Genomic DNA, 21674 nt, shown 5'->3' on the forward strand with positions numbered 1-21674 from the left:
CCGGGGCCGCCCGTACTTCCCGCGCGGCCCCGGCCTGCTCAGCCTCGGGCGCGCAGCTCCGCGTAGTACGCCTGACAGGCCTCGTACGACGGCAGCAGCCCCTGCTCCTCGGCCTCGGCCAGCGAGGGTGCGGCGGCATCCTTGTCGGAGAGGAGCGGCGTGACGCCCTCGGGCCATTCGATGCCCAGCTCGGGGTCGAGTGGATTGATGCCGCGTTCACGACCGGGCGCGTAGCCCTCGGAACACAGGTAGACGACCGCCGTGTCGTCGGTCAGCGCCATGAAGGAGTGGCCGAGCCCCTCGGCGACGTAGACGGCGTGATGAACCACGTCGTCGAGACGTACCGCTTCCCACCGCTTGTACGTGGGGGAGCCGACCCGGATGTCCACAATGACGTCGAGCACCACGCCCCGTACACAGGTGACGTACTTGGCCTGGCTCGGCGGCACATCGGCGAAGTGGATGCCGCGCAGGGTGCCCCGGCTGGAGACCGAGAAGTTGGCCTGCGCCAGCTGCAGACCGTGTCCGGCGGCGTCGTTGAGGTCGGACCTCTTGAACCACTCGTGGAAGCTGCCGCGACTGTCCGGGAAGAGCTTGGGCTCATGCACCCAGGCCCCTGGCAAGGAGAGCTGCCGCATGCGATCACATCCTTGTTCTGGCGTTCGAGACAGACCGGAATGGCGAAAGCCAATTTAACGGGAATTGTCGCCGTTCATGGCTCCGGTGAATGAGATGTCCCGATAGCCGATTGGATTGATGCGCAATGATTGAAACCGGCCACGGTGGTACGGAATATGTGAATCATTTGATGTGACTTTCGTTGTCACGCCATCCACGGGCTGTGCGGTCATTACTCCGTGGCCGGAGGATGGAAAGTGGGAGTCCGATTATCGGGAACGCCTGTTCGGTCCGATGGCCCACCCTGCTCGCGTACCCTGACGGCCAGGCAGACGAAGCCGATGACGATGAAGACGACGAGGGCAGGAACGTGCACGTGGCAGGGGCAAGGCAGGGTGTGACCGAAGCGCGCAGGATCGTGATCAAGGTCGGTTCCTCGTCCCTGACCACCGCGGCCGGCGGCCTCGACGCCGACCGGGTCGACGCGCTCGTCGATGTCCTCGCCAAGGTCCGGAGCGGCGGGGAGAAGGAGATCGTTCTCGTCTCCTCCGGAGCCATCGCCGCCGGACTCGCCCCGCTCGGCCTGCACCGCCGGCCCCGGGACCTGGCCAGGCAGCAGGCCGCGGCCAGCGTCGGCCAGGGGCTGCTCGTCGCCCGTTACACCGCCTCCTTCGCGCGTTACGGCGTACGCGTCGGCCAGGTGCTGCTCACGAGCAACGACACCAGCCGCCGCGCTCACTACCGCAACGCCTACCGCACCCTCGACCAGCTCCTGGCGATGGGTGCGCTCCCGATCGTCAACGAGAACGACACCGTCGCCACCGACGAGATCCGGTTCGGTGACAACGACCGGCTCGCCGCGCTCGTCGCCCATCTCGTCCGCGCCGATCTGCTGGTCCTCCTCTCCGATGTGGACGGCCTCTACGACGGCGACCCCAGCACCCCCGGCACCTCACGCATCGCCGAAGTGACCGGCCCGGCCGATCTGGCCGATGTCACCATCGGCAGCGCGGGAAAGTCGGGCGTCGGTACCGGCGGCATGGTCACCAAGGTCGAAGCCGCCCGAATCGCCACGGCCGCCGGAGTGCCGGTCGTCCTGACCTCCGCGAGCCGCGCCGCCGACGCCCTCGCCGGCCGCGACACCGGTACGTACTTCCGCCGCACCGGACGCCGTTCGGCGGACCGGCTGCTCTGGCTGGCCCACGCCTCCACCCCGCAGGGGTCGCTGACCCTCGACGACGGGGCGGTGCAGGCCGTCGTCGAACGCCACAGCTCGCTGCTGCCGGCCGGGATCGCCTCCGTCGAGGGCGAATTCACCGCGGGGGACCCGGTGGAACTGCGCGACCTCCAGGGCCGCCCCGTGGCCCGCGGACTCGTCAACTTCGATGCCAAGGAGATTCCGCAGCTGCTCGGCCGGTCCACCCGGGACCTGGCGCGCGAACTCGGCCCGGCGTACGAACGCGAGGTCGTACACAGGGACGATCTGGTCATCCTGCACCGCTGACCGGCCCCCTGAAACGGCTGAAAGTCCGGACTTCGGGCAGAGACCTTCATGAAAACCGCCCCACGCCAGGCCCCGGGCTGGTCAACTTTGTAACGGGGACACAGCGGGGTACAGCACAGCAACGCATTCACAGGAGGCCGCCGGTGAGACGAGCTCGCCCGGGGGCGCCGCCCCGAGGAACGGGTGGCCGCGCCTTGACCAGCGTCGGAGCAGGTGTCGGCTTCGACGAGGTCCGGTCCGTCGACCGGACCGCCGACGGGACCAGCACCGACCCCGAGCCGGTGGTGGCGAAGGAGGAACACACCCGGTCGAAGCTGTGGCACATCACGCTCAGCGTCTCGGGTACCGAGACACCGCTGAAGGAGGTCAGGCGCGGTCTCGAACAGCTCGCCAACGACCATCCCTTCCTGCTGACCAGCCGGTACGCCAACGACCACGCGGAGATCCGCTACTGGGAAGAGGCACGGGACCTGCACGACGCGGCGGCGGTCGCACTGCGGCTGTGGGGCGAGCACCGCTCCAGCGCCAAGCTGCCGCCCTGGGAGATCGTCGGCCTGGAGGTCATCGACCGGGAGACGTACCACCAGCGCATCGCCGAGGGATACGGACCGCCCCCGGCGGCCCCGGTCGGCGTCCACCCGTACTGACCGTTCGGCTCCACTTGGGACGGCCGTCTCGCATCACGGGATACCTGCGGGATGCCCGCAGTGTGCGCACTACTCTGCGGGCATGACCACGCTTTCGCCGTACGACAACATGTCCCCGGTCGCCCAGGCCGCCTACCGGGCCCGCTCCGCCGCCGCCGACATCGCGCCACTGCCGCGCGCGGCGAAGGACGACGCGCTGCTGGCGATCGCGGACGCGCTGGAAGTGCGGACGGCCGAGATCGTCGCGGCCAACGCCGAGGACGTGACCCGTGCGCGCGAGGCCGGGACCAGCGAATCGATCGTCGACCGGCTCACCCTCACTCCCGAGCGGATCCGGGCCATCGCCGCCGATGTGCGGGACGTGGCGGCGCTGCCCGACCCGGTCGGCGAAGTGGTGCGCGGCTCGACCCTGCCCAACGGCATCGACCTGCGTCAGGTCCGGGTGCCGCTCGGCGTGGTCGGGATCATCTACGAGGCCCGGCCCAACGTCACAGTGGACGCCGCGGTGCTCTGCCTGAAGTCCGGCAATGCCGTCCTGCTGCGCGGCTCGTCCTCCGCGTACGCCTCCAACACCGCACTCGTCCGGGTGCTGCGCGACGCGGTCGGCGGCTCCGGACTGCCGGCCGACGCGGTGCAGCTGGTGCCGGGCGAGAACCGTGACTCGGTACGGGAACTGATGCGGGCCCGCGGTCTTGTCGACGTACTGATCCCGCGCGGCGGTGCCTCCCTGATCCGCACGGTCGTCGAGGAGTCCACCGTTCCGGTCATCGAGACCGGTACCGGCAACTGCCATGTGTACGTGGACGCGCAGACCGACCTCGACATGGCCGTCGACATCCTCATCAACTCCAAGGCCCAGCGGCCGAGTGTCTGCAACGCGGCCGAGACGCTGCTGGTCCACAAGGACATCGCCGCGGAGTTCCTGCCCCGGGCGCTGGACGCGCTGGCCGACGCAGGGGTGACGGTGCACGGCGACGAGCGGGTGCTGGAGTTCGCCGAGGGGTCCAAGGCCACCGTCGTGCCGGCGACGCCGGACGACTGGGAGACCGAGTACCTCTCGTACGACATCGCGGCCGCCGTCGTCGAATCGCTGGACGCGGCCGTCGCCCACATCCGGCTCTGGTCCTCCGGCCACACCGAGGCGATCGTCACCACGTCGCAGGCTGCCGCCCGCCGGTTCACTCAACTGGTGGATTCCACGACGGTCGCCGTGAACGCGTCCACCCGGTTCACCGACGGGGGGCAGTTCGGGTTCGGTGCGGAGATCGGAATCTCCACCCAGAAACTGCACGCCAGGGGCCCGATGGGCCTGCCGGAGCTGACCTCGACGAAGTACATCGTGACCGGGGACGGTCACGTACGGTGATCTTGGGTACCCGGCGAGTTTGCAGTCTCCCTGCCCAAAACGACCCGCCGGGGCTACGCTGAAGCTGTGCCGGACGACGTGGGGGGCAGGCCGTTTCCGGACGGCTGGGAGCCCGACGACGACCGCGGGGGCGCGGACGAGGACTTCGCCTCCGTGGTGTTCGACGAGGACTTCGTCCGGGCTGCCCAGTTCCATGAAGAAACCGCGGTCGAGCGGCTGTTGGCTGCCGCCCAGGCGCGTGCCGAGGCCGAGGCCGCCCGGGCCCGCGCCGGCGGCGGCCCCGCCGACGACGAACTGTACGACGACGGATACGGGCCGGGCAGCGCATACGGCCGCGGGAGCCCCTACGGCGACCCGCTGGACCACGACGGGCTCGACGACTACGACAACGGCCCGTACGGGCGCCACGGCGGCTCTCTACGCCCCTACCGGGGCGCTGCGCGGTGGCACCGCCCGGTGGCTTGGCTGCTCGCGCTGCTGATGGGCATCGGCATGGTCGCGCTGGCCTTCAGCGCCGTCTACCGGGGCGCCTCGGCCAACCGTCAGGACCAGGTCCCACCACCCGCCACGACCGGCGTGGACAGCGCGCCCGGCTCCGGTGCCACCCCATCCGCTTCCGCCGACTATTTCCGCCCCGCGGTGTCTGCGGTCCCACGCACGCACTGATGCGCGGCCGCCATGGCGCGTGAGAGCTCGCTCCGAGTTCTCACACGCCAGAGCGTTTACGTTGGTGGCAATCGACCTACCCTGAAAGTGTGACCCCTCCCCCGGAGGGGGCTTCTCACTCGTCCGCACACGCGAACCCGTGACGGACAGGCCCTGCCCGAGGCCCTTTCGGCCGAAGCAGTGCGTAGCGTGTCGGCTTCGGCCGGTGACGTGGAGTCGGGAGAAGTCATGACAGGCCGTGGAGAACCGCCAGAAGGAGCACCCGAGGGGCTCCCCGGCGGTGGTGAGGACGAGTACCGGTCCGTCGTCTTCGACGAGTCGTTCGTCCGTGCTGCCCGGCTCCAGGAATTCTCCGCCCAGGAGCGCATGGGCGAGCACGCCCGCGCCGTACGCAGCCTCCCGGCCCGGCACTTCCGCACCGGAACCCGGGCCGTCATCGCCCTGATCGTCCTGATAGCCCTCGCCTTTGCCACGGCCGTCTACATGGGCCTCAGCAATCCGTACCAGCCACCCGTCGGCACACGCGCCGAACCGCTCCGGTCGACCGTCATACCCCTGGCGCCCCGCGGCGCCGTCCCCGGCGGCAAGGCTGCCGACCTCTACGCCACGAGCCCTGCCGCCCACTTCCGGACAGGTGCCGCTGGCATCAACCTTCCGATGACCCGGCGGACCGAAAACTTCTCGGACAGCCAGGTGATCACTGCCCTGACCACGGTCAAGGACTATCTGGTGGCGTCCTCCCTCGACCCCGACGTCCTCACCGGCGGCTCGGTGCGGCCGGTGGGGCTGCTGCTCGACCCGGACCAGACGAACCAGTTCGACCGGAGCATGACCCGATCGGCCGACGACGGGCAGCATGCCGCGACCGGCTGGCTGGTGCGGTTCGACCCGGCGAAGGTGGCGCTGGCCGACCCGGACATCCGGGTCCAGGGCACCCTGGCCTACTCCGAGGCGGGGTCCGACACCCTGGAGGTGGTCTCGGACCACACCTTCACGTACGCCCTGCGTCCGGCCGCCTCAGGCCCCCGACAAGCAGGCAGCGTCTCGCTGTTCACCGTACGGCGCGAGCTGCACTTCCGCTTCGACCGGGAGGACCTGCGGCTGCACCGGCTGGAGCTGCGGACCAGTTACGTCCAGGCCGGACCGCAGGCCTGCTCGACGGACAGGACCGGCACCCTGCACCCGCTGCTCGCCGGCGAGCGCTCGGCTTCCCGCGGGCCGGCGGGCACCGACCCGTATGCGACGGGCCGGCCCACAGCGGCGCTCTGCGGGACGCTGGAGGTCAGCTCCCGGCCGGCCCGGGCCCCTGAGGGCTCCCCGGGTCCTCCGTCCCCGACTGCCGGGTCGCCCCGGAGTCATCCGTAGCGCCACCCTTGCCTGCCGCACCACCGCCATGGCTGCCGCCGGTGAACTTGTCGCGCAGCTTGCCGCCCAGGTCCCCGGCGCCGCCGGCTATGTCGCCGACGAGCTTCATCAGCGGGTCCTTGCTGGTGCGCACCGAGTCGGCGTAGTGCGAGGCGGACTCCCGGAACGAGTCCGTCACCGACGTGTCCTTGTCGTCCTCGCGCCGTGGGTAGTGGCCGTCCATGATCCGCTGGTAGTCGCGGCTCTCGGACCACTTCTTCAACTCGGCCGCGCGCACCGTGGTGAACGGGTGGGATCGGGGCAGCACATTGAGGATCTTGAGTACGGAATCGCGCAGGTCGCCACCCTTCTCGTACTCGTCCGCCTGGGCGAGGAAGGCGTCCACATTCATCTCGTGCAGATGATTGCCGCCGGCAATCTTCATCAGACCGCGCATGGAGGCCTGCAGATCCTGGCCGACCAGCAGCCCCGCCCGGTCCGCGGACAGCTCCGACTTGCGGAACCACTCGCGCAGCGCCATCACGATCGTCATGATCGCCACATTGCCGAGCGGGATCCAGGCGACCTTCAGGGCGAGATTGGTGAGGAACAGCAGAATCGTGCGGTAGACGGCGTGACCGGAGAGGGCGTGCCCCACCTCATGGCCGACGACCGCCCGCATCTCCTCCTCGTCGAGCAGCTCCACCAGCCCCGTCGTCACCACGATGATCGGCTCGTCGAGACCGATGCACATGGCATTCGGCTGCGGGTCCTGGTTCACGTACATCGGCGGGACCTTCTCCAGGTCCAGGATGTAACAGGCGTCGCGCAGCATGTCGTTGAGATGGGCGAACTGGGCGTCACTCACCCGTACGGAGTCGGAGAGGAAGAGCAAACGCAGACTGCGCTCGGGCAGCAGGCCGCTCAGCGCCTTGAACACGGTGTCGAAGCCGCTCAGCTTGCGCAGGGCCACCAGAGCCGACCGGTCCGCCGGGTGTTCGTACGCCCGGGACGAGATGCCCGAGAAACGCCTGCGCTGCCTGCTCGGCACGTGCTCGTGACTCGCGTGGCTGTTGTCGGTCATGAACTGGGCCCCCTGTTCGTACGAGACGTCGCTCGCCCCCTGACAAGTCCCAGCGTAGGTGCTGGGGCTACGGTGTGCGGGGGGCTGTGGATAACTGAGGAGACGCCCAACATGCCGCACACCGTTGCTCTGCTCGCCGCCGCATCCGAGGACCAGGGCCCGGGCAACACCCTTCGGATCGTGCTGCTCGCCGCGCTCATCGGCGCGGCGCTGCTCGCCTGGTTCCTGCTGCGCGGATACCGCAACGACGACAACAACGACTGAGTCGGCGTGAGCGTGCCCGGGGCCCCCGCATACGATGTCCGCGACGTCTTCCTTCCGACTCCCGATCGATAGGTCCTGCCGAAGATGAGCCTCACGAGCACCGCACACCAGCTGGTCACTCTCGCCTCCGAGGGCGGCGAGCACGGTGGTAACCACGAAAGCCTCAGCCCGTACCTCACCGGGGGCGGTGCGTTCGTCACGCTTCTGCTCCTGCTGTGGATCACCACCCGCTTCAACCGCGACCGCTGAGGCAGAGGCGTACAGCTGTGCCAGTAGGCTCTGCACGCATGGGAGAGCAGGAAGTGCCTACCGGCCGCGGCAAACGCCGACTCGGTGTGATGGGCGGGACGTTTGACCCGATTCATCATGGACACCTGGTGGCGGCCAGCGAAGTGGCCGCCCAGTTCCACCTCGACGAGGTGATCTTCGTTCCGACCGGGCAGCCGTGGCAGAAGAGCCACAAGCAGGTTTCCCCGGCCGAGGACCGCTATCTGATGACGGTCATCGCGACGGCGTCCAATCCGCAGTTCTCGGTCAGCCGCAGTGACATCGACCGTGGCGGACCGACGTACACGATCGATACGCTGCGGGACCTGCGCGCGGTCCATGGCGACGCGGACCTCTTCTTCATCACCGGCGCCGACGCGCTCTCGCAGATTCTCACCTGGCGGGACGCCGAGGAGCTGTTCTCGCTGTCCCACTTCATCGGTGTGACACGGCCTGGGCACGTACTCACGGACGACGGGCTGCCGGAAGGCGGTGTCTCCCTCGTGGAGGTCCCGGCGCTCGCGATCTCGTCCACGGACTGTCGTGCGAGAGTCGCGCAGGGGGAACCGGTCTGGTACTTGGTGCCGGACGGTGTGGTCCGCTACATCGACAAGCGCCAGCTGTACCGCGGCGAATGAGCCACGGAGAGGGGCACCGGTGAACGACCGACAGAACCCGTACGACCCGTACTACCCGCAGCCGCAGATCGTCGGCTACGACGAGTACGGGCAGCCGGTGTATCAGCAGCCCGGGCAGCAGCAGGAGCAGCAACAACACCAGCAGCCCCAGCGGCAGTACGACCCGTATGCGCAGCAGGGGCAGGGGCAGGGGCAGCCGGGATACGGATACGACCCGTACATCCAGCACCAGCCCCCGCAGCAGTCCCAGCCCCCTCAGCAGCCTCAGCAGTACGACCCATACGCCTCCCAGCAGCCTCAACAGTCTCAGCAGTCTCAGCAGCAGGCCTACGGCTACGACGGATACGGCTACGACACCGGCCAGCAGCCGGCCGCGGTCGACACCACGGCGCAGTGGAACATCCCGCAGCAGGCCCCCACACCGACGGCCGCCCCGGCGCCCACCCCGCAGCAGCGGGAGCGGGAGCCGGAGTTCGAGCCGGAGACGGTCGTTCCCGAGCAGCGCCGGGCGGACCGTGACTACGGCACCGGGCAGTTCTCCTTCATCGAGGAGCCCGACGAGGACTCCGAAGACGTCATCGACTGGCTGAAGTTCACCGAGAGCCGCAGTGAGCGGCGCGAGGAGGCGCGCCGCCGCGGCCGCAACCGGATGGTCGCGCTGATCGTCGTGGTGGCCCTGGTCGTGGTCGGCGGTGTCGGCTACCTCTGGTCCGCGGGCAAGATACCGGGCCTCGGTGGCTCGGAGAAGGAGAACACCGCGACGACGGGCCCGCAGAAGCGAGACGTCATCGTGGTCCATCTGCACGACACCAAGAAGGGCGGCACCTCCACGGCGCTGCTCGTCGACAACGTGACCACCAAGCAGGGGACCACGGTCCTGCTGCCCAACTCGCTCGCGGTAGCCGACGACGAGGGCAGCACGACCACCCTCGGCAAGTCCGTCGACGACGACGGCTCCAACGGCACCCGCGAGTCCATCGACACACTGCTCGGCACCGAGATCAGCGGCACGTGGCGGCTCGACACCCCGTACCTGGAGAACCTCGTCGACCTGGTCGGCAACATCGAGGTCGACACGGACATCGATGTGCCGGACGCCAAGAAGGGTGCGTCGCCCTTGGTCAAGAAGGGCGAGGCGCAGACCCTGAGCGGCCAGATGGCCGTTGCGTACGCCACCTACCGGGGCCCCGGTGAGGCCGAGACGAAGCAGCTCATGCGGTTCGGCCAGGTCATGCGCGGTGTGCTGCGGAAGATCTCGGACGATCCGAAGGCCGCCACGGTCACGGTGCAGACGCTGGCGCAGATCCTGGACCCGTCGCTGCCCGAGAAGGACCTCGGCGCGTCCCTCGCGAAGCTCGCCGAGCACGCCAAGATCGGCGACTACAAGACGGCACTGCTGCCGGTGCAGCCCGACGGCACCCTCACCGACGCGGCCACCGAGAGCGTCGTCAAGGACATCCTGGGCGGCACGGTGAAGGCCCCGGACCAGGACGCGGCCGTGCGGGTCGGTGTCAAGAACGGCACCGGGAACCAGGACGGCACGGAGTCCGCCCGGATCAGGCTGGTCAACGGTGGCTATGCCTTCGTCGGGGGCGGGAGCACCGACACCGCGGTGTCGTCCGCGGTCGTCTACAAGGCGGCGGCCGACAAGGAGAAGGCGACCCAGGTCGCCAAGACCCTGGGCCTGCCGGCGAGCGCGGTGAAGCAGGGCAAGCCTGCCGCGAACGTCGATGTGTCCGTTGTCCTCGGCCAGGACTACAAGATCAAATAGTCGGGGCTCCGCGCCTTGAACGATCTTCGAAAGATCGCTGCGTGGGCTGTCGGCGGTCCGTGAGACCCTAGAGGTTGATCTGACCGCCGACGAAAGCCTGCTTGTGACCGCCACGGACCGCTCCATCGAGCTCATCAACGCCGCCGCTCAGGCGGCCGCCGACCGGCTCGCGCACGACATCATTGCGTACGACGTCAGCGACGTGCTGTCGATCACGGACGCCTTCCTGCTGGCCTCGGCCCCTAACGACCGCCAGGTCAAGTCGATCGTCGACGAGATCGAGGAGCGGCTCCAGAAGGAGCTCGGTGTCAAGCCGGTGCGCCGCGAGGGCGACCGCGACGCCCGCTGGATCCTCCTCGACTACGTCGACATCGTGATCCACGTCCAGCACAGCGAGGAGCGTGTCTTCTACGCGCTCGAGCGCCTCTGGAAGGACTGCCCCGAGATCGCGCTCCCCGAGGACGCCGTCAAGACCCGCGGCAAGGCCGAGGAGCACGCCCAGCTCACCGGCAGCACGGAAGGTGACCTGAGCTGAACGGCAGCAGTAGCGGCAGGGGCCGCAGGATCGTCCTCTGGCGACACGGTCAGACGGCGTGGAACCTGGAGCGCCGGTTCCAGGGGTCCACGGACATCGAGCTGACCGAGACCGGCGTCGGGCAGGCCCATCGGGCCGCCCGGCTGCTCGCCTCGCTGAAGCCGGACGCGATCGTCGCCTCCGATCTGCGACGGGCGGCGGCCACGGCCGCCGAGCTCGCCGCGATCACCGGGCTGGAGATCGCCCATGACGCGGGGCTGCGGGAGACCTACGCGGGTGCCTGGCAGGGCCTCACTCATGAGGAGATCGTCCGGCAGTACGGCGAGCAGTACGCCGCGTGGAAGCGCGGCGAGCCCGTGCGGCGCGGCGGTGGCGAGCTGGAGACCGAGGTCGCCGACCGGGCCGCCCCCGTCGTGCTCGATCACGCCGACAAGCTGCCCGACGGCGGCACGCTCGTCGTGGTCAGCCACGGCGGCACGATCCGCACGACCATCGGGCGGCTGCTCGGCCTGGAAGCGCACCACTGGGAAGGGCTCGGCGGACTCTCGAACTGCTGCTGGTCGGTGCTGGGCGAGGGTGCGCGCGGCTGGCGCCTGTTGGAGCACAACGCCGGCACGCTGCCCGAGCCCGTGCTCGGCGACGACGCCTAGCGCGCCTCTTCGGGGCGCGCCGGTTCGGTGGCCGGAGGCCGCCTCCGGGCGGCGTCGGCCGGATTTCACTTTCTGGCTGGTCACAGGCTAAAGTTCTTCTTGTTCGCAGCGCGGAAACGCAGGGAAACACAGCGAACAGCGGGGCTATAGCTCAGTTGGTAGAGCGCCTGCATGGCATGCAGGAGGTCAGGAGTTCAATTCTCCTTAGCTCCACAATCAGGATCCCGTCCCCGTCAGGGGGCGGGATCCTTGCGTTCCGGGCTCGCTCCTCACGGCGTAGGCGCAGCGCCGCCGGCTCCCGCTCTCCTCGTCCGCCGGGGTGTACGCCACGATCCGGCACTCCGCCAGCCCGCAGGCCCTGGGGCCGGTGCACGACGGGACAGATCTTCTCGGCCACCGTGAACAGCGTCCACGCCATTGCGGATCCCTGTCGCCGTGATCGCGACCTTCATCGTCAATGTCGCCGGCCCGACGATCCGTACCGAACTCGGCGCGTCCGGCACCGGGTTGCAGTTCGTCGCTCGCGGTCTTCACTGCCGCCTCGTTCGCCTGCGGACTGGCTTCGGGCACCGGGCAGTTGATCGCCTTCCGGCTGGTTCAGGGCGTGGGTGCGGCGGTGGGGATCCCACAAAAGGTCCTGGTTCGGGGCGGGTTCGTCCTGGTGGCTGTCGCTTCAGTGGCTGTCGGGCTCGTGATGCGCGACGGCGGGGAGGGCGAAATCGGGCTGTATCTCGCTTTCGTCGTCTTGGGGGCCGGACTGGTGTCGGGCTTCGGCTCCACCCTGCCGGGCGCGCCCGCCGCCGTACGGCCGGAGGGCGCCGCCGATGCGAGCGTGTGCTGGTGGCCGTGACCCAGCTCGGCCAGTTGATCGGTGTCGCGACCTTCGGCACGCTCTTCCTCAACCGCCTTGATACGCCAGGGGCGCACGGGTCCGCGGGCGCGCTGTGGGTAAGCGCCTTCGCGCTCCTGATGGCCGCGATCGCGGGTGCGTCGGCAGGTCTGTACGGCGTCGGCAGCCGGTCGATTCTCCGCAGGGCTGACCCCCTTGCGGGGCCATGGCAGAATCGGACCGCCGGAGGGGGAGACGGACCGAACGGGAGGGAGCGCGCGATGCCTGCGAGCCGCCACGAGGTCGCGGACCTGCCCTTTGTTCCCGAAGTTTCCCGAGTGTCCGAAGCCCCCGAGGTCTCCGAGTTCCCCGAAGGCGGCGTCGGCTGACTCATGGGTGCACACAGGCGGAAGTGCGACTGGTGCGGCAGCGGTACGCCCATCGTCAGGGACATGGACCCGATCAACCTCGAGTACCAGTACTGGTGCGAGGAGTGCGCGCGGGCGCTGATCATAAAAGGCGACCCGATCGAGACATATCGGGAACTGGAGGGGGAGCCGATCTACGGGCGGCTCCTGGAGGAGCACTGCACCCTCAAGCGCTTCTACTCCTTCGCCACCGCCTGAGCGTCACGCCGGCGACTCTCCCGAATCGGGTCATACCGACACCGCGGGGAATCGATTTGGTGGTGGGCCGGGGTGACCGTGTAATGTTCTCGATGTCGCCAGGGAGACCGGGCGGAAAACAGCACGGGGCTATAGCTCAGTTGGTAGAGCGCCTGCATGGCATGCAGGAGGTCAGGAGTTCAATTCTCCTTAGCTCCACAGTGAAGTAACAGGAAGCGGGTCATCCGAATCGGATGACCCGCTTCCTGTCTGTGCAGGGCTTGTTTGTGCAGGTCAACTACGGCCGCTGCCAAGAGCCTTGCGGCCGGCGGCCGGCGGCAGCGCGGGACGTTCCGCCGGTGCCTGCTCGATACGGAGTGCCAGCGCGGGGCACCGGCGCACAGCGCGCTGCGCACGCCCTCGCAGATGCACCGGAACCGCGGCGTCCGCGAGCGCGGGATAACCGTCTGGGCCCAGCCTGATCAGCTCCGGGACGATGTCCGCGCAGAGCCCGTGACCCTTGCAGAGTGTCCAGTCCACCGCCAGCTTCTCGCCGCTCGGAATGGACTCCTCCAGGTCCTGGTAGCCGGGCGCGGGCAGGGGTAGTACCCCGACCGTCTCCCGGCCGCAGCCGCCGTCCAGGACGTGCGCGGCCAGATCGTCCGTGAACGCGGACAGGGTCGAGGCCAGGAAGCGGGCTGAGCCGTCCGGATGTTTGCAGGCGCCCCGGCCCTTCACCGCCTGCGTCACCTCGCGCAGCGCCTCCAGGGCCGCGGGACCGCCGCCGTTCAGCACGTCGGACAGTCCGCCGGCCGCGGCCGGCAGCCCCAGCTTGCAGGGGCCGCACTGGCCCGCGGTCTCGGCGGCCAGCCAGTTCGCGATCCGCAGCGACTCGCCCAGCGGGCAGGTCTCGGGCCCGATCGGCAGGATCGCGCCCGCGCCCAGCGCGCCGCCCGCCGCCGCCAGGGAGGCCCGGGAGACGACGGCGTCGTGCGTGGCCATCGCATCGATCCAGTTGCCGTGGTAGCCGCCGGTCAGCACGCCCTGGGGCAGTGGCGGCGCGCCGGCGAGCTGGAGTACGTACCGCAGGGGCACACCGGTGGGCACCTCGATGACCATCGGGCGCGAGACGGCGCCGGAGAGGGTGAGCAGCACCGTGCCGGGCTCGTCGGGCAGTCCGGTGTGCCCGTAGCGGCGGGCGCCGATCCGGGCGGCGACGGCGAGCTGCGCGTATGTCTCGGCGTTCGACAGCAGTGTCGGGGCGCCGCCGACGCCCGACTCGGCCGCCCGCTCGCGACGGCCCGGCGGCAGCGCGGGGCCGCCGCCCGCCGCCCTGATGACCGCGGAGGCCTCGCCGGAGACCATCCGCTCGGGGGTGCGCACCACCCGGGCGCGCAGCTGCTGTCCGCGCCGGTCGGACAGGCCACGCTCGGCGAGGGCGTTGCGTATGGAGATCTCCGTGGAGTTACGGGTGACGGCGACGATCAGCGTGCGGGCGCCGAGCGCCTCCGCCGCCAGCAGGGCGCCGTCCAGGATCAGGTGCGGTGCGCGGTTCAGCAGGACGGTGTCCTTGCGACAGGCCGGCTCGCCCTCGCTGCCGTTGATCACGACGACGGGGCGTACCCCGCGCCGGATCGATGCCTTGGCGACGGCACGCAGCTTCTTCCCGAAGGGGAAGCCCGCACCGCCGCGGCCACGCAGCGAGATGGTTTCGGCCAGTTCGGCCAGGCGCTCTCCGGTCATCGGTTCGAGCGGTCCGTGCACCTTCAGATGCATGGCGAGGTCGAGCCGCTCCACCAGGTCGAAGCCGGTGGTCAGCTGAGGGAGGCCGACGACACGGACTTCGGGCACGTCGGGGAGGGGGAGGTTCACGGTCGGTCTCCTGCGGGTGCCTGCCAGGGTTCTCCGGCAGGGGGCGGATAGAGCGGCCCCGGTAGCGGTGCGGTCTCGTCGACGGCGGGCAGCGGGCCGGTCGGCACGTCGGTTCCGTACGGGTCGTACGGGTGCTCCTGGGCGGGTTCGTACGGGGGACGGAACGTCTGGGTCTGCGCCTGGGCCGGTGGTGCCGGTGAGGGAGCGGGCCAGCGGCCGGCCGGTTGCTGAGGGCTCGGCCCGGGGACCGGGACCGCGTTCTCGGCGGCCCGCGAGACAGCACGGTAGGCGGCGGAGATTCCGGGGTCGGGGCCTGTACGGGTGGGTCCTGTGCCCCCGACGGGTCCGGTGTCGGGGCTCGTGGCCAGACGGTCGGCGTTGCGGGGCGGAGCCTCGTACGAAGTCTCGTACGGAGCCTCGTACAGCGGTGGGGCGGGTGCGGAGAGAGGCGTGCGCGGGCGGTCGAACGACGATGGCAACGGGGTCCCTCGCAGCTCCCGCCCGAGCTCGTCGCGACCCAGTTCGTCCCGGCCGAGCCCGCCGTAGGCACGTTCCCGGCGCAGTTCCTCCCGGCCCAGTTCCTCCCGCCCGAGCGGAAGTACGCGCTCCGCGCCGGGCAGCGGGGACTCGCGGAGCGCCGGATCCGGCTCGGAGAGGAGGGCGTCCGGCTTGATCAGAGCGGCGATCAGACCGGTGATCCGGCGTTTCGTCGTCGGCGGCAGCAGCCGCAGGCACAGGGCGGCGGCCACCGCGACCAGACAGAGGCTGTACATCACGACGACCCAGGTCGCGGGTGGCCGGCCCGCGTACAGACCGTGGATCAGCGCCGCACACCAGGCCGGATAGGACAGTGCGTGCAGCGCGCGCCAGCGGCCCGCTATGCGGCCCGGGGTGGCGAAGGCACTGCGCAGCGCGCCGGTCGCGGCGGCGACGACCATCAGCAGGCCCGCCAGCGAGCCGAAACCGATCAGCCCGGCGGTGCCACGCACACCGAGGCCGAAAGGTATGACGGCGCCGAGCAGCGCCACATGTCCGAGCGCGACCTTCACGGTGACATGCAGGAGCAGGAAGCCGAGCGAGGCGGCGGCAGCGGCCCGGTGGATGCCCTGGCCGAGCAGGCGCTGCCGTGAGGACAGGAACAGCCGGTCGGTGGCGATCAGGCCCCAGGCCACCGCGGCGGTGAGCGAGACCAGTGACAGCACACCGGTGGTGAAATCGAGTGCGGCGCGCAAGTCGTCGCTCCCTGCGACGGCGAGCAGAGGGATGAGAACCAGCACGGCGACGGTGAGCCCGCCCTGTACCGAGCGGTTCGGTCCGGCGCTCAAGGTGGGGGATGAGCGGATCTTGCGATGAGGGTTCATTGGGGCGACTCCGAATTGTTCGGCAAAGCGGTCCCGTTGCGGCATGCTAAGTCGCTCCATACCGGCCAGTACGGGGTTTGAGCGGTTGCCCCAATAGAGGGCGGTACGCGGAGTAACCCCCGCTTCCCGGACGTTCCGCCGCTGCCTCACGGAAGCCCGGCAGGAGCCTTGCGGACGATCCGCTGCCGCTTCCCGGGGCTTCTCCCGGGGCGTTCCTCGGGCCTTTCCGGGGGCTCCGTCGTCCGTCGTTGTCCACGGAGCGGCAGCGCCGGGCTGCGCTCCGGGCCTGTGCGGTACCCTGACGCCATGCGTGCCGTACGCCTTCTGCTTAGCGAGCCGCGCTGATCAGTCCCGACCGGTGTGAATGCCTGGTTGGAATCGGCGCGGCGTCCCCTCCTGTGCGAGGGGCTTTTTCGTTTCCGTAAGCGCTGGCAGATGACGATCGATGGAGCTTTGAGGATCATGAGCGAGACGAATTCCGCATCCGAGGTGGCTGCGCCGCACCGCTATACAGCGGCAATGGCTGCCGACATCGAGGCACGCTGGCAGGACTTCTGGGACGCCCACGGCACGTACGAGGCGCCGAACCCGACCGGCGATCTGGCGGACAATCCGGAACTGGCCGCCAAGCCGAAGAAGTTCATCATGGACATGTTCCCGTACCCCTCAGGTGCGGGCCTGCACGTCGGTCACCCGCTGGGCTACATCGCCACCGATGTCTTCGCCCGTCATCAGCGCATGACCGGGCACAACGTGCTGCACACCCTGGGCTTCGACGCCTTCGGCCTGCCGGCGGAGCAGTACGCCGTGCAGACGGGTACGCACCCGCGCGCCTCCACCGAGGCCAACATGGAGAACATGAAGTCCCAGCTGCGCCGGCTGGGGCTGGGCCACGACAAGCGCCGCTCGTTCGCGACGATCGAGGCGGACTACTACAAGTGGACCCAGTGGATCTTCCTGCAGATCTTCAACTCCTGGTACGACACCGAGGCGGACCGGGCCCGGCCGATCGCCGACCTGGTCGCGCAGTTCGAGAACGGTGAGCGCCCGACCCCGGACGGCCGTGACTGGAGCGCGCTGAGCGCCGTCGAACGCGCCGACGTCCTGGGTCAGTACCGCCTGGCGTACGCCTCCGACGCGCCCGTCAACTGGTCGCCGGGGCTGGGCACCGTACTGGCCAACGAAGAGGTGACGGCCGACGGCCGTTCGGAGCGCGGCAACTTCCCCGTCTTCAAGGCCAAGCTGCGCCAGTGGAACATGCGCATCACCGCCTACGCCGACCGGCTGCTGAACGACCTGGACGGGCTGGACTGGCCCGAGGCGATCAAGCTGCAGCAGCGCAACTGGATCGGGCGTTCCGAGGGCGCGCGTGTCGACTTCCCGGTCGACGGCGCGGGGGACATCACCGTCTTCACCACCCGCCAGGACACCCTGTTCGGCGCCACCTACATGGTGCTGGCGCCCGAGCACGACCTGGTGGAGCGGATCATTCCGGCCGCCTGGCCCGAGGGCACCCACCCGGTGTGGACCGGCGGTCACGCGTCCCCGGCCGAGGCGGTCACCGCCTACCGCAAGCAGGCCGCTGCCAAGTCCGACGTGGAGCGCCAGGCCGAGGCCAAGGACAAGACCGGTGTCTTCACCGGCGCGTACGCGACCAACCCGGTCAGCGGCGACAAGGTGCCCGTCTTCATCGCCGACTACGTCCTGATGGGCTACGGCACCGGCGCGATCATGGCCGTTCCGGCGCACGACGCGCGCGACTTCGCCTTCGCGCGCGCCTTCGAGCTGCCGATGCGCTGTGTCGTCGAGCCGTCGGACGACCGCGGCACGGACCCCTCCACCTGGGACGACGCATTCGCCTCGTACGAGGCGAAGCTGGTCAACTCCGCGAGCGACGAGATCTCGCTGGACGGCCTGGGTGTCGTCGAGGCCAAGGCGAAGATCACCGCATGGCTGCAGGCGAAGGGCCTGGGCGAGGGAACCGTCAACTTCCGGCTGCGCGACTGGCTGTTCAGCCGTCAGCGCTACTGGGGCGAGCCCTTCCCGATCGTGTACGACGAGGACGGCATCGCCCACTCGCTGCCCGAGTCGATGCTGCCGCTGGAGCTGCCGGAGGTCGACGACTACTCGCCGCGCACCTTCGATCCGGACGACGCCGACACCCAGCCCGAGACCCCGCTGTCGCGGAACGCCGACTGGGTCAACGTCACGCTGGACCTGGGCGACGGCAGCGGCCCGAAGAAGTACCGCCGCGAGACCAACACCATGCCCAACTGGGCAGGTTCCTGCTGGTACGAGCTGCGCTACCTGGATCCGAACAACGACCGGCAGCTGGTCGACCCGGCGATCGAGCAGTACTGGATGGGTCCGCGCGAGGGCCGGCCGACCGGTGGCGTCGACCTGTACGTGGGTGGCGCCGAGCACGCCGTACTGCACCTGCTGTACGCGCGGTTCTGGTCCAAGGTCCTGCACGACCTGGGGTACATCTCCTCGGCCGAGCCGTTCCACAAGCTGTACAACCAGGGCATGATCCAGGCGTTCGTCTACCGGGACAGCCGCGGCATCGCGGTTCCGGCGGCCGACGTCGAGGAGCGCGACGGCGCGTTCTACCACCAGGGCGAGAAGGTCAGCCGCGTCCTGGGCAAGATGGGCAAGTCCCTGAAGAACGCCGTCACGCCCGACGAGATCTGCGCCGAGTACGGGGCGGACACGCTGCGTCTGTACGAGATGGCGATGGGCCCCCTGGACGTGTCGCGGCCGTGGGACACCCGCGCCGTCGTCGGTCAGTACCGGCTGCTGCAGCGGCTGTGGCGCAACGTCGTCGACGAGGAGACCGGTGAGGTCACCGTCGTGGACACCGAGCCCGGCGAGGACACGCTGCGCGCGCTGCACAAGGCCATCGACGGCGTCGGCCAGGACATGGCCGGGATGCGCTTCAACACCGCCATCGCCAAGGTCACCGAGCTCAACAACCACCTGACCAAGGTGGGCGGCCCGCTGTCGCGGTCCGTCGCCGAGCGGCTGGTGCTGCTGGTCGCGCCGCTGGCGCCGCACATCGCCGAGGAGCTGTGGCGCAGGCTGGGCCACACCGATTCGGTCGTGCACCAGGACTTCCCGGTCGCCGACCCGGCGTACGTCGTGGACGAGACCGTGACCTGCGTGGTGCAGGTCAAGGGCAAGGTCAAGGCACGGCTGGAGATCTCCCCGTCGATCACGGACGAGGAGCTGGAGGCGCTGGCCCTGGCCGACCCGGCAGTGGTCGCGGCGCTGGACGGGGCCGGGATCCGCAAGGTGATCGTGCGGGCGCCGAAGCTGGTCAACATCGTCCCTGCGTGACGGTCTCCGGCTAGCCATCGAACGGCTGACGACGGTGTGAGGGCTTTCCCTTACGGGCAGGTTAGGGGTTCCGAAGGAACCCTCGGCCTGCCCGTTCCGTTTACGGTGGAGGGGCCGGTAGTCGGCAGCCGAATCGACATCCAAGGGGCGTCATGGAAGCCGTGATCCTGATCCTGGGGCTGCTCTTTGTCGCGTTCATGGCCCTGGGCGTCTATGTGAGCGTCAAGGTCATCGGCGCGGCGAAGCGCGGCGTGGACCGCACGATCACGCAGGCGCGCCGCACGGTCGAGGAGACCACGCTGCGGGCGAAGAGCTTCGGCCAGGTGGGAGTGGCCGGAGAGCTGGCACAGCTGCGGCTCTCGCTGCGGACGTCGATGCGAGCCACCCAGGAGGCGTTGCAGGCGGGTGTGGCCGAGGACGCCTCGCTGTCGGAGTCGCTGGGACTGTTCCAGCGACTGAGCGTGCACGGGCGGGAGCTCGATGACGAGCTGAAGAGGCTGGAGCGCGAGCCCGACCGGGCGACGGTCGCGTCGCTGCTTCCGGGCCTGAAGCAGCGCACGGAGCGGATCACGCACTCGGCGGAGTCGCTGCGGTGGGCCGCGCGCGATCGGGCGCGGCAGTTCGCCGACGACGATCTGGCGGCGCTGAACACGCAGATCAATGTGGAGGCGGGGGCGCTGCGGCACTGGACGGTGGAGGAGCCTTCGGCTGGTGCTGGTGCTGGTGCTGCTGGTGCTGCTGGTGCTGGTGGTGCTGGTGGTGCTGGTGGTGCTGGTGGGCGTGGGGGCGACCGGGCGCGGAGCGCGCAGACCGGCGAGGAGGGTCCGGAGGCGCTCACAGCTCGGGACCCCAGGGCGCAGACCGGTTACCCCTGGCAGAAGGCCGTGCGGCCCGAGACGACCAATTGAGCAGGTGGGGCGGGGCCGAAAGCCCGGGCTCGAACTGATGTGATCGGTCGTGGCAGGATGCGGCCCGAAGCGATCGGAAGTGATCACTCGGTCGGGGTCGGACTGCCGAGACAGCGTCCCGGCAGGTAACCTCCCGCTCATGTCCCGCCATGTCGCGATCGTCACCGATTCCACGGCCTACCTGCCGCCCCAGGCGATGGAGCGGCATGGCATCACCGCAGTGCCGCTCACCGTTGTCCTCGGCGATCAGGCGCTGGAGGAGGGCACCGAGATCTCGGCCCGCTCCCTCGCGCTGGCGCTCCAGAAGCGGCACCCCGTGACGACGTCCCGCCCCAGTCCCGAGGTCTTCGCCGCCACGTACCGGGCTGCGGCCGAAGCCGGCGCCGCCGGCATCGTCTCGCTGCACCTCTCGGCCGAATTCTCGGGCACGTACGACGCCGCGCTGCTCGCCGCGAAGGATGCCCCGGTGCCGGTACGGGTGGTGGACACCGGCATGGTCGCCATGGCCCTGGGGTTCTGCGCCCTGGCTGCGGCCGAGGCGGTGGAGGCGGGCGGCAGCCTGGACGAGGCGGTCGTGGCCGCCGAGAAGCGGGCCGCGGGCACCTCCGCCTACTTCTACGTCGACACGCTGGACTATCTGCGCCGCGGGGGACGCATCGGCGCGGCCCAGGCGCTGCTGGGGTCGGCGCTCGCGGTGAAACCCCTGCTCCAGTTGGACGGTGGCCGGATCGAGCTGCTGGAGAAGGTGCGGACGGCGTCGAAGGCCATCGCGCGGCTGGAAGAGATCGTCGCCGAGCGGGCGGGCACCGGCCGGGTGGACATCGCCGTGCACCACCTGGCGGCGTCCGAACGGGCCGAGCGGCTGGCCGAGAGGCTGCGGGAGCGCGTTCCGGGACTCGTCGATCTGCATGTCAGCGAGGTCGGCGCGGTGATCGGCGCGCACACCGGTCCCGGTCTGCTCGGAGCAGTGGTTTCGCCTCGCTGATCTCGCTCGTGAAGGTGAGGGAGTTATCCACAACCGGTCGGTTTTCCACCGGAATCAGGGCTGTTCAACGGGTTCGGGCGAATGTGCCTAGCGTCATGAGGCATGGCTCCCCGATCAGATCGTGCACATCGAGCACACCGTGCAAGCAGTGGAAGTGGACCCGGCCGCGCCGCGGCGTCGGACGTGCGCGCCCGACGCGGGTCCGGTGCGGGTCAGGGCGTCGGCGCCGGACACGGTCCTGGGTCCGGCTCCGGACCTGGACACGGACCCGCACCCGGGCGACGACGGTTGGCGCGTGGGCGTGCCGCCGGGGTCGCGGCGGCTTCGCGGCATCGCGCGGACGCACTCATGACCGGTGCGTACGGGGGGCGCGTCGCCCGGCCGGTGGTGGGCCTTGCGCCGCCTCCGGTACCACAGCCGACTC

The 21674-nt window shown here is 69.8% G+C and carries 21 protein-coding genes and 2 tRNA genes; 19 read left to right on the plus strand and 4 right to left on the minus strand.

Annotated elements, in window-relative coordinates:
* Nucleotides 1–38: 38 nt before the first annotated feature.
* Nucleotides 39–638: a dTDP-4-dehydrorhamnose 3,5-epimerase family protein gene (locus OHA88_RS30180; RefSeq protein WP_328627830.1), complete on the minus strand. Its 600-nt coding sequence runs from the start codon at nucleotides 636–638 to the stop codon at nucleotides 39–41.
* A gap of 377 nt (nucleotides 639–1015) precedes the next feature.
* Here OHA88_RS30180 and proB point away from each other — a divergent pair, with 377 nt between their 5' ends.
* The 5 genes from proB to OHA88_RS30205 all read left to right on the plus strand — a co-directional run bounded on the left by proB (nucleotide 1016) and on the right by OHA88_RS30205 (nucleotide 6166).
* Nucleotides 1016–2122 (plus strand): glutamate 5-kinase, encoded by a 1107-nt coding sequence (gene proB / locus OHA88_RS30185; RefSeq protein WP_326608460.1) that lies wholly within the window; start codon nucleotides 1016–1018, stop codon nucleotides 2120–2122.
* A 143-nt stretch (nucleotides 2123–2265) separates the two neighbouring features.
* Nucleotides 2266–2769 carry a hypothetical protein gene (locus tag OHA88_RS30190; RefSeq protein WP_328627831.1) on the plus strand — a complete coding sequence of 168 codons (504 nt, stop codon included), beginning with the start codon at nucleotides 2266–2268 and terminating at the stop codon, nucleotides 2767–2769.
* Between the two features lie 82 nt (nucleotides 2770–2851).
* The gene (locus OHA88_RS30195) at nucleotides 2852–4135 is read left to right on the plus strand and encodes a glutamate-5-semialdehyde dehydrogenase (RefSeq protein ID WP_328627832.1); all 1284 of its coding nucleotides are present in this window, start codon (nucleotides 2852–2854) and stop codon (nucleotides 4133–4135) included.
* 66 nt (nucleotides 4136–4201) lie between these two features.
* Nucleotides 4202–4801 (plus strand): SCO2584 family spore wall biosynthesis protein, encoded by a 600-nt coding sequence (locus OHA88_RS30200; RefSeq protein ID WP_328627833.1) that lies wholly within the window; start codon nucleotides 4202–4204, stop codon nucleotides 4799–4801.
* 228 nt (nucleotides 4802–5029) lie between these two features.
* Nucleotides 5030–6166 (plus strand): SCO2583 family membrane protein, encoded by a 1137-nt coding sequence (locus OHA88_RS30205; RefSeq protein WP_328627834.1) that lies wholly within the window; start codon nucleotides 5030–5032, stop codon nucleotides 6164–6166.
* On the opposite strand, the gene OHA88_RS30210 is transcribed toward OHA88_RS30205, so the two are convergent.
* Nucleotides 6084–7229 carry a M48 family metallopeptidase gene (locus OHA88_RS30210; protein ID WP_328627835.1) on the minus strand — a complete coding sequence of 382 codons (1146 nt, stop codon included), beginning with the start codon at nucleotides 7227–7229 and terminating at the stop codon, nucleotides 6084–6086. The two genes, OHA88_RS30205 and OHA88_RS30210, sit on opposite strands and share 83 nt — an antisense overlap.
* 111 nt (nucleotides 7230–7340) lie before the next feature.
* On the opposite strand from OHA88_RS30210, the gene OHA88_RS30215 reads away from it, so the two are divergent.
* The 11 genes from OHA88_RS30215 (at nucleotide 7341) to OHA88_RS30265 (ending at nucleotide 13007) form a co-directional block, all read left to right on the plus strand.
* A complete protein-coding gene (locus tag OHA88_RS30215) occupies nucleotides 7341–7493 on the plus strand; it encodes a hypothetical protein (protein ID WP_176902209.1) in 153 nt (50 codons plus the stop codon).
* Between the two features lie 84 nt (nucleotides 7494–7577).
* Nucleotides 7578–7742 carry a hypothetical protein gene (locus tag OHA88_RS30220; RefSeq protein WP_030921167.1) on the plus strand — a complete coding sequence of 55 codons (165 nt, stop codon included), beginning with the start codon at nucleotides 7578–7580 and terminating at the stop codon, nucleotides 7740–7742.
* 38 nt (nucleotides 7743–7780) lie between these two features.
* Entirely contained in the window at nucleotides 7781–8398 is a 618-nt protein-coding gene (gene nadD, locus OHA88_RS30225; protein WP_267005228.1) for a nicotinate-nucleotide adenylyltransferase, read from the plus strand.
* Nucleotides 8399–8417: 19 nt separating this feature from the next.
* Nucleotides 8418–10169 carry an LCP family protein gene (locus OHA88_RS30230; RefSeq protein WP_328627836.1) on the plus strand — a complete coding sequence of 584 codons (1752 nt, stop codon included), beginning with the start codon at nucleotides 8418–8420 and terminating at the stop codon, nucleotides 10167–10169.
* A gap of 103 nt (nucleotides 10170–10272) precedes the next feature.
* Nucleotides 10273–10704, plus strand: coding sequence for a ribosome silencing factor (rsfS, locus tag OHA88_RS30235; protein WP_267005230.1), 432 nt, complete (start codon nucleotides 10273–10275; stop codon nucleotides 10702–10704).
* The gene (locus OHA88_RS30240) at nucleotides 10701–11354 is read left to right on the plus strand and encodes a histidine phosphatase family protein (protein WP_030921157.1); all 654 of its coding nucleotides are present in this window, start codon (nucleotides 10701–10703) and stop codon (nucleotides 11352–11354) included. Before rsfS ends, OHA88_RS30240 begins: the two co-directional genes overlap by 4 nt.
* A 140-nt stretch (nucleotides 11355–11494) precedes the next feature.
* Nucleotides 11495–11567, plus strand: a tRNA-Ala gene (locus OHA88_RS30245).
* 403 nt (nucleotides 11568–11970) lie between these two features.
* A complete protein-coding gene (locus OHA88_RS30250; protein WP_328627837.1) occupies nucleotides 11971–12204 on the plus strand; it encodes a hypothetical protein in 234 nt (77 codons plus the stop codon).
* On the plus strand, nucleotides 12195–12572 hold the full coding sequence (locus OHA88_RS30255) for a hypothetical protein (RefSeq protein WP_328627838.1): 378 nt from the start codon (nucleotides 12195–12197) through the stop codon (nucleotides 12570–12572). Before OHA88_RS30250 ends, OHA88_RS30255 begins: the two co-directional genes overlap by 10 nt.
* A gap of 3 nt (nucleotides 12573–12575) precedes the next feature.
* The gene (locus OHA88_RS30260) at nucleotides 12576–12809 is read left to right on the plus strand and encodes a hypothetical protein (protein ID WP_030921150.1); all 234 of its coding nucleotides are present in this window, start codon (nucleotides 12576–12578) and stop codon (nucleotides 12807–12809) included.
* Between the two features lie 125 nt (nucleotides 12810–12934).
* Nucleotides 12935–13007: transfer RNA gene (locus tag OHA88_RS30265), tRNA-Ala, on the plus strand.
* 75 nt (nucleotides 13008–13082) lie between these two features.
* Here OHA88_RS30265 and OHA88_RS30270 read toward each other — a convergent pair.
* Together OHA88_RS30270 and OHA88_RS30275 are read right to left on the minus strand one after the other, a co-directional pair.
* Nucleotides 13083–14660, minus strand: a complete 1578-nt coding sequence (locus tag OHA88_RS30270; protein WP_328627839.1) for an NADH-ubiquinone oxidoreductase-F iron-sulfur binding region domain-containing protein — start codon at nucleotides 14658–14660, stop codon at nucleotides 13083–13085.
* Entirely contained in the window at nucleotides 14657–16021 is a 1365-nt protein-coding gene (locus OHA88_RS30275) for a hypothetical protein (protein ID WP_328627840.1), read from the minus strand. The genes OHA88_RS30270 and OHA88_RS30275 overlap by 4 nt, the downstream gene beginning before the upstream one ends.
* A 462-nt stretch (nucleotides 16022–16483) precedes the next feature.
* Here OHA88_RS30275 and leuS point away from each other — a divergent pair, with 462 nt between their 5' ends.
* The 3 genes from leuS to OHA88_RS30290 all read left to right on the plus strand — a co-directional run bounded on the left by leuS (nucleotide 16484) and on the right by OHA88_RS30290 (nucleotide 21250).
* Nucleotides 16484–19357 (plus strand): leucine--tRNA ligase, encoded by a 2874-nt coding sequence (gene leuS, locus OHA88_RS30280; RefSeq protein WP_328627841.1) that lies wholly within the window; start codon nucleotides 16484–16486, stop codon nucleotides 19355–19357.
* A gap of 152 nt (nucleotides 19358–19509) precedes the next feature.
* Nucleotides 19510–20265 carry a hypothetical protein gene (locus tag OHA88_RS30285; protein WP_328627842.1) on the plus strand — a complete coding sequence of 252 codons (756 nt, stop codon included), beginning with the start codon at nucleotides 19510–19512 and terminating at the stop codon, nucleotides 20263–20265.
* Between the two features lie 139 nt (nucleotides 20266–20404).
* The gene (locus tag OHA88_RS30290) at nucleotides 20405–21250 is read left to right on the plus strand and encodes a DegV family protein (protein ID WP_267005237.1); all 846 of its coding nucleotides are present in this window, start codon (nucleotides 20405–20407) and stop codon (nucleotides 21248–21250) included.
* Nucleotides 21251–21674 lie beyond the last annotated feature (424 nt).

Origin of the sequence: Streptomyces sp. NBC_00353 (assembly GCF_036108815.1) — a bacterium.
GTDB lineage: Bacteria > Actinomycetota > Actinomycetes > Streptomycetales > Streptomycetaceae > Streptomyces.

Bases quoted from the DNA above. Each gene is read 5' to 3' on its own strand.
- OHA88_RS30180 (WP_328627830.1), bottom strand. From the start codon at position 638: ATGCGGCAGCTCTCCTTGCCAGGGGCCTGGGTGCATGAGCCCAAGCTC.
- OHA88_RS30195 (WP_328627832.1), top strand. From the start codon at position 2,852: ATGACCACGCTTTCGCCGTACGACAACATGTCCCCGGTCGCCCAGGCC.
- OHA88_RS30205 (WP_328627834.1), top strand. From the start codon at position 5,030: ATGACAGGCCGTGGAGAACCGCCAGAAGGAGCACCCGAGGGGCTCCCC.
- OHA88_RS30210 (WP_328627835.1), bottom strand. From the start codon at position 7,229: ATGACCGACAACAGCCACGCGAGTCACGAGCACGTGCCGAGCAGGCAG.
- OHA88_RS30215 (WP_176902209.1), top strand. From the start codon at position 7,341: ATGCCGCACACCGTTGCTCTGCTCGCCGCCGCATCCGAGGACCAGGGC.
- OHA88_RS30220 (WP_030921167.1), top strand. From the start codon at position 7,578: ATGAGCCTCACGAGCACCGCACACCAGCTGGTCACTCTCGCCTCCGAG.
- nadD (WP_267005228.1), top strand. From the start codon at position 7,781: ATGGGAGAGCAGGAAGTGCCTACCGGCCGCGGCAAACGCCGACTCGGT.
- OHA88_RS30260 (WP_030921150.1), top strand. From the start codon at position 12,576: ATGGGTGCACACAGGCGGAAGTGCGACTGGTGCGGCAGCGGTACGCCC.
- OHA88_RS30275 (WP_328627840.1), bottom strand. From the start codon at position 16,021: ATGAACCCTCATCGCAAGATCCGCTCATCCCCCACCTTGAGCGCCGGA.
- leuS (WP_328627841.1), top strand. From the start codon at position 16,484: ATGAGCGAGACGAATTCCGCATCCGAGGTGGCTGCGCCGCACCGCTAT.
- OHA88_RS30285 (WP_328627842.1), top strand. From the start codon at position 19,510: ATGGAAGCCGTGATCCTGATCCTGGGGCTGCTCTTTGTCGCGTTCATG.
- OHA88_RS30290 (WP_267005237.1), top strand. From the start codon at position 20,405: ATGTCCCGCCATGTCGCGATCGTCACCGATTCCACGGCCTACCTGCCG.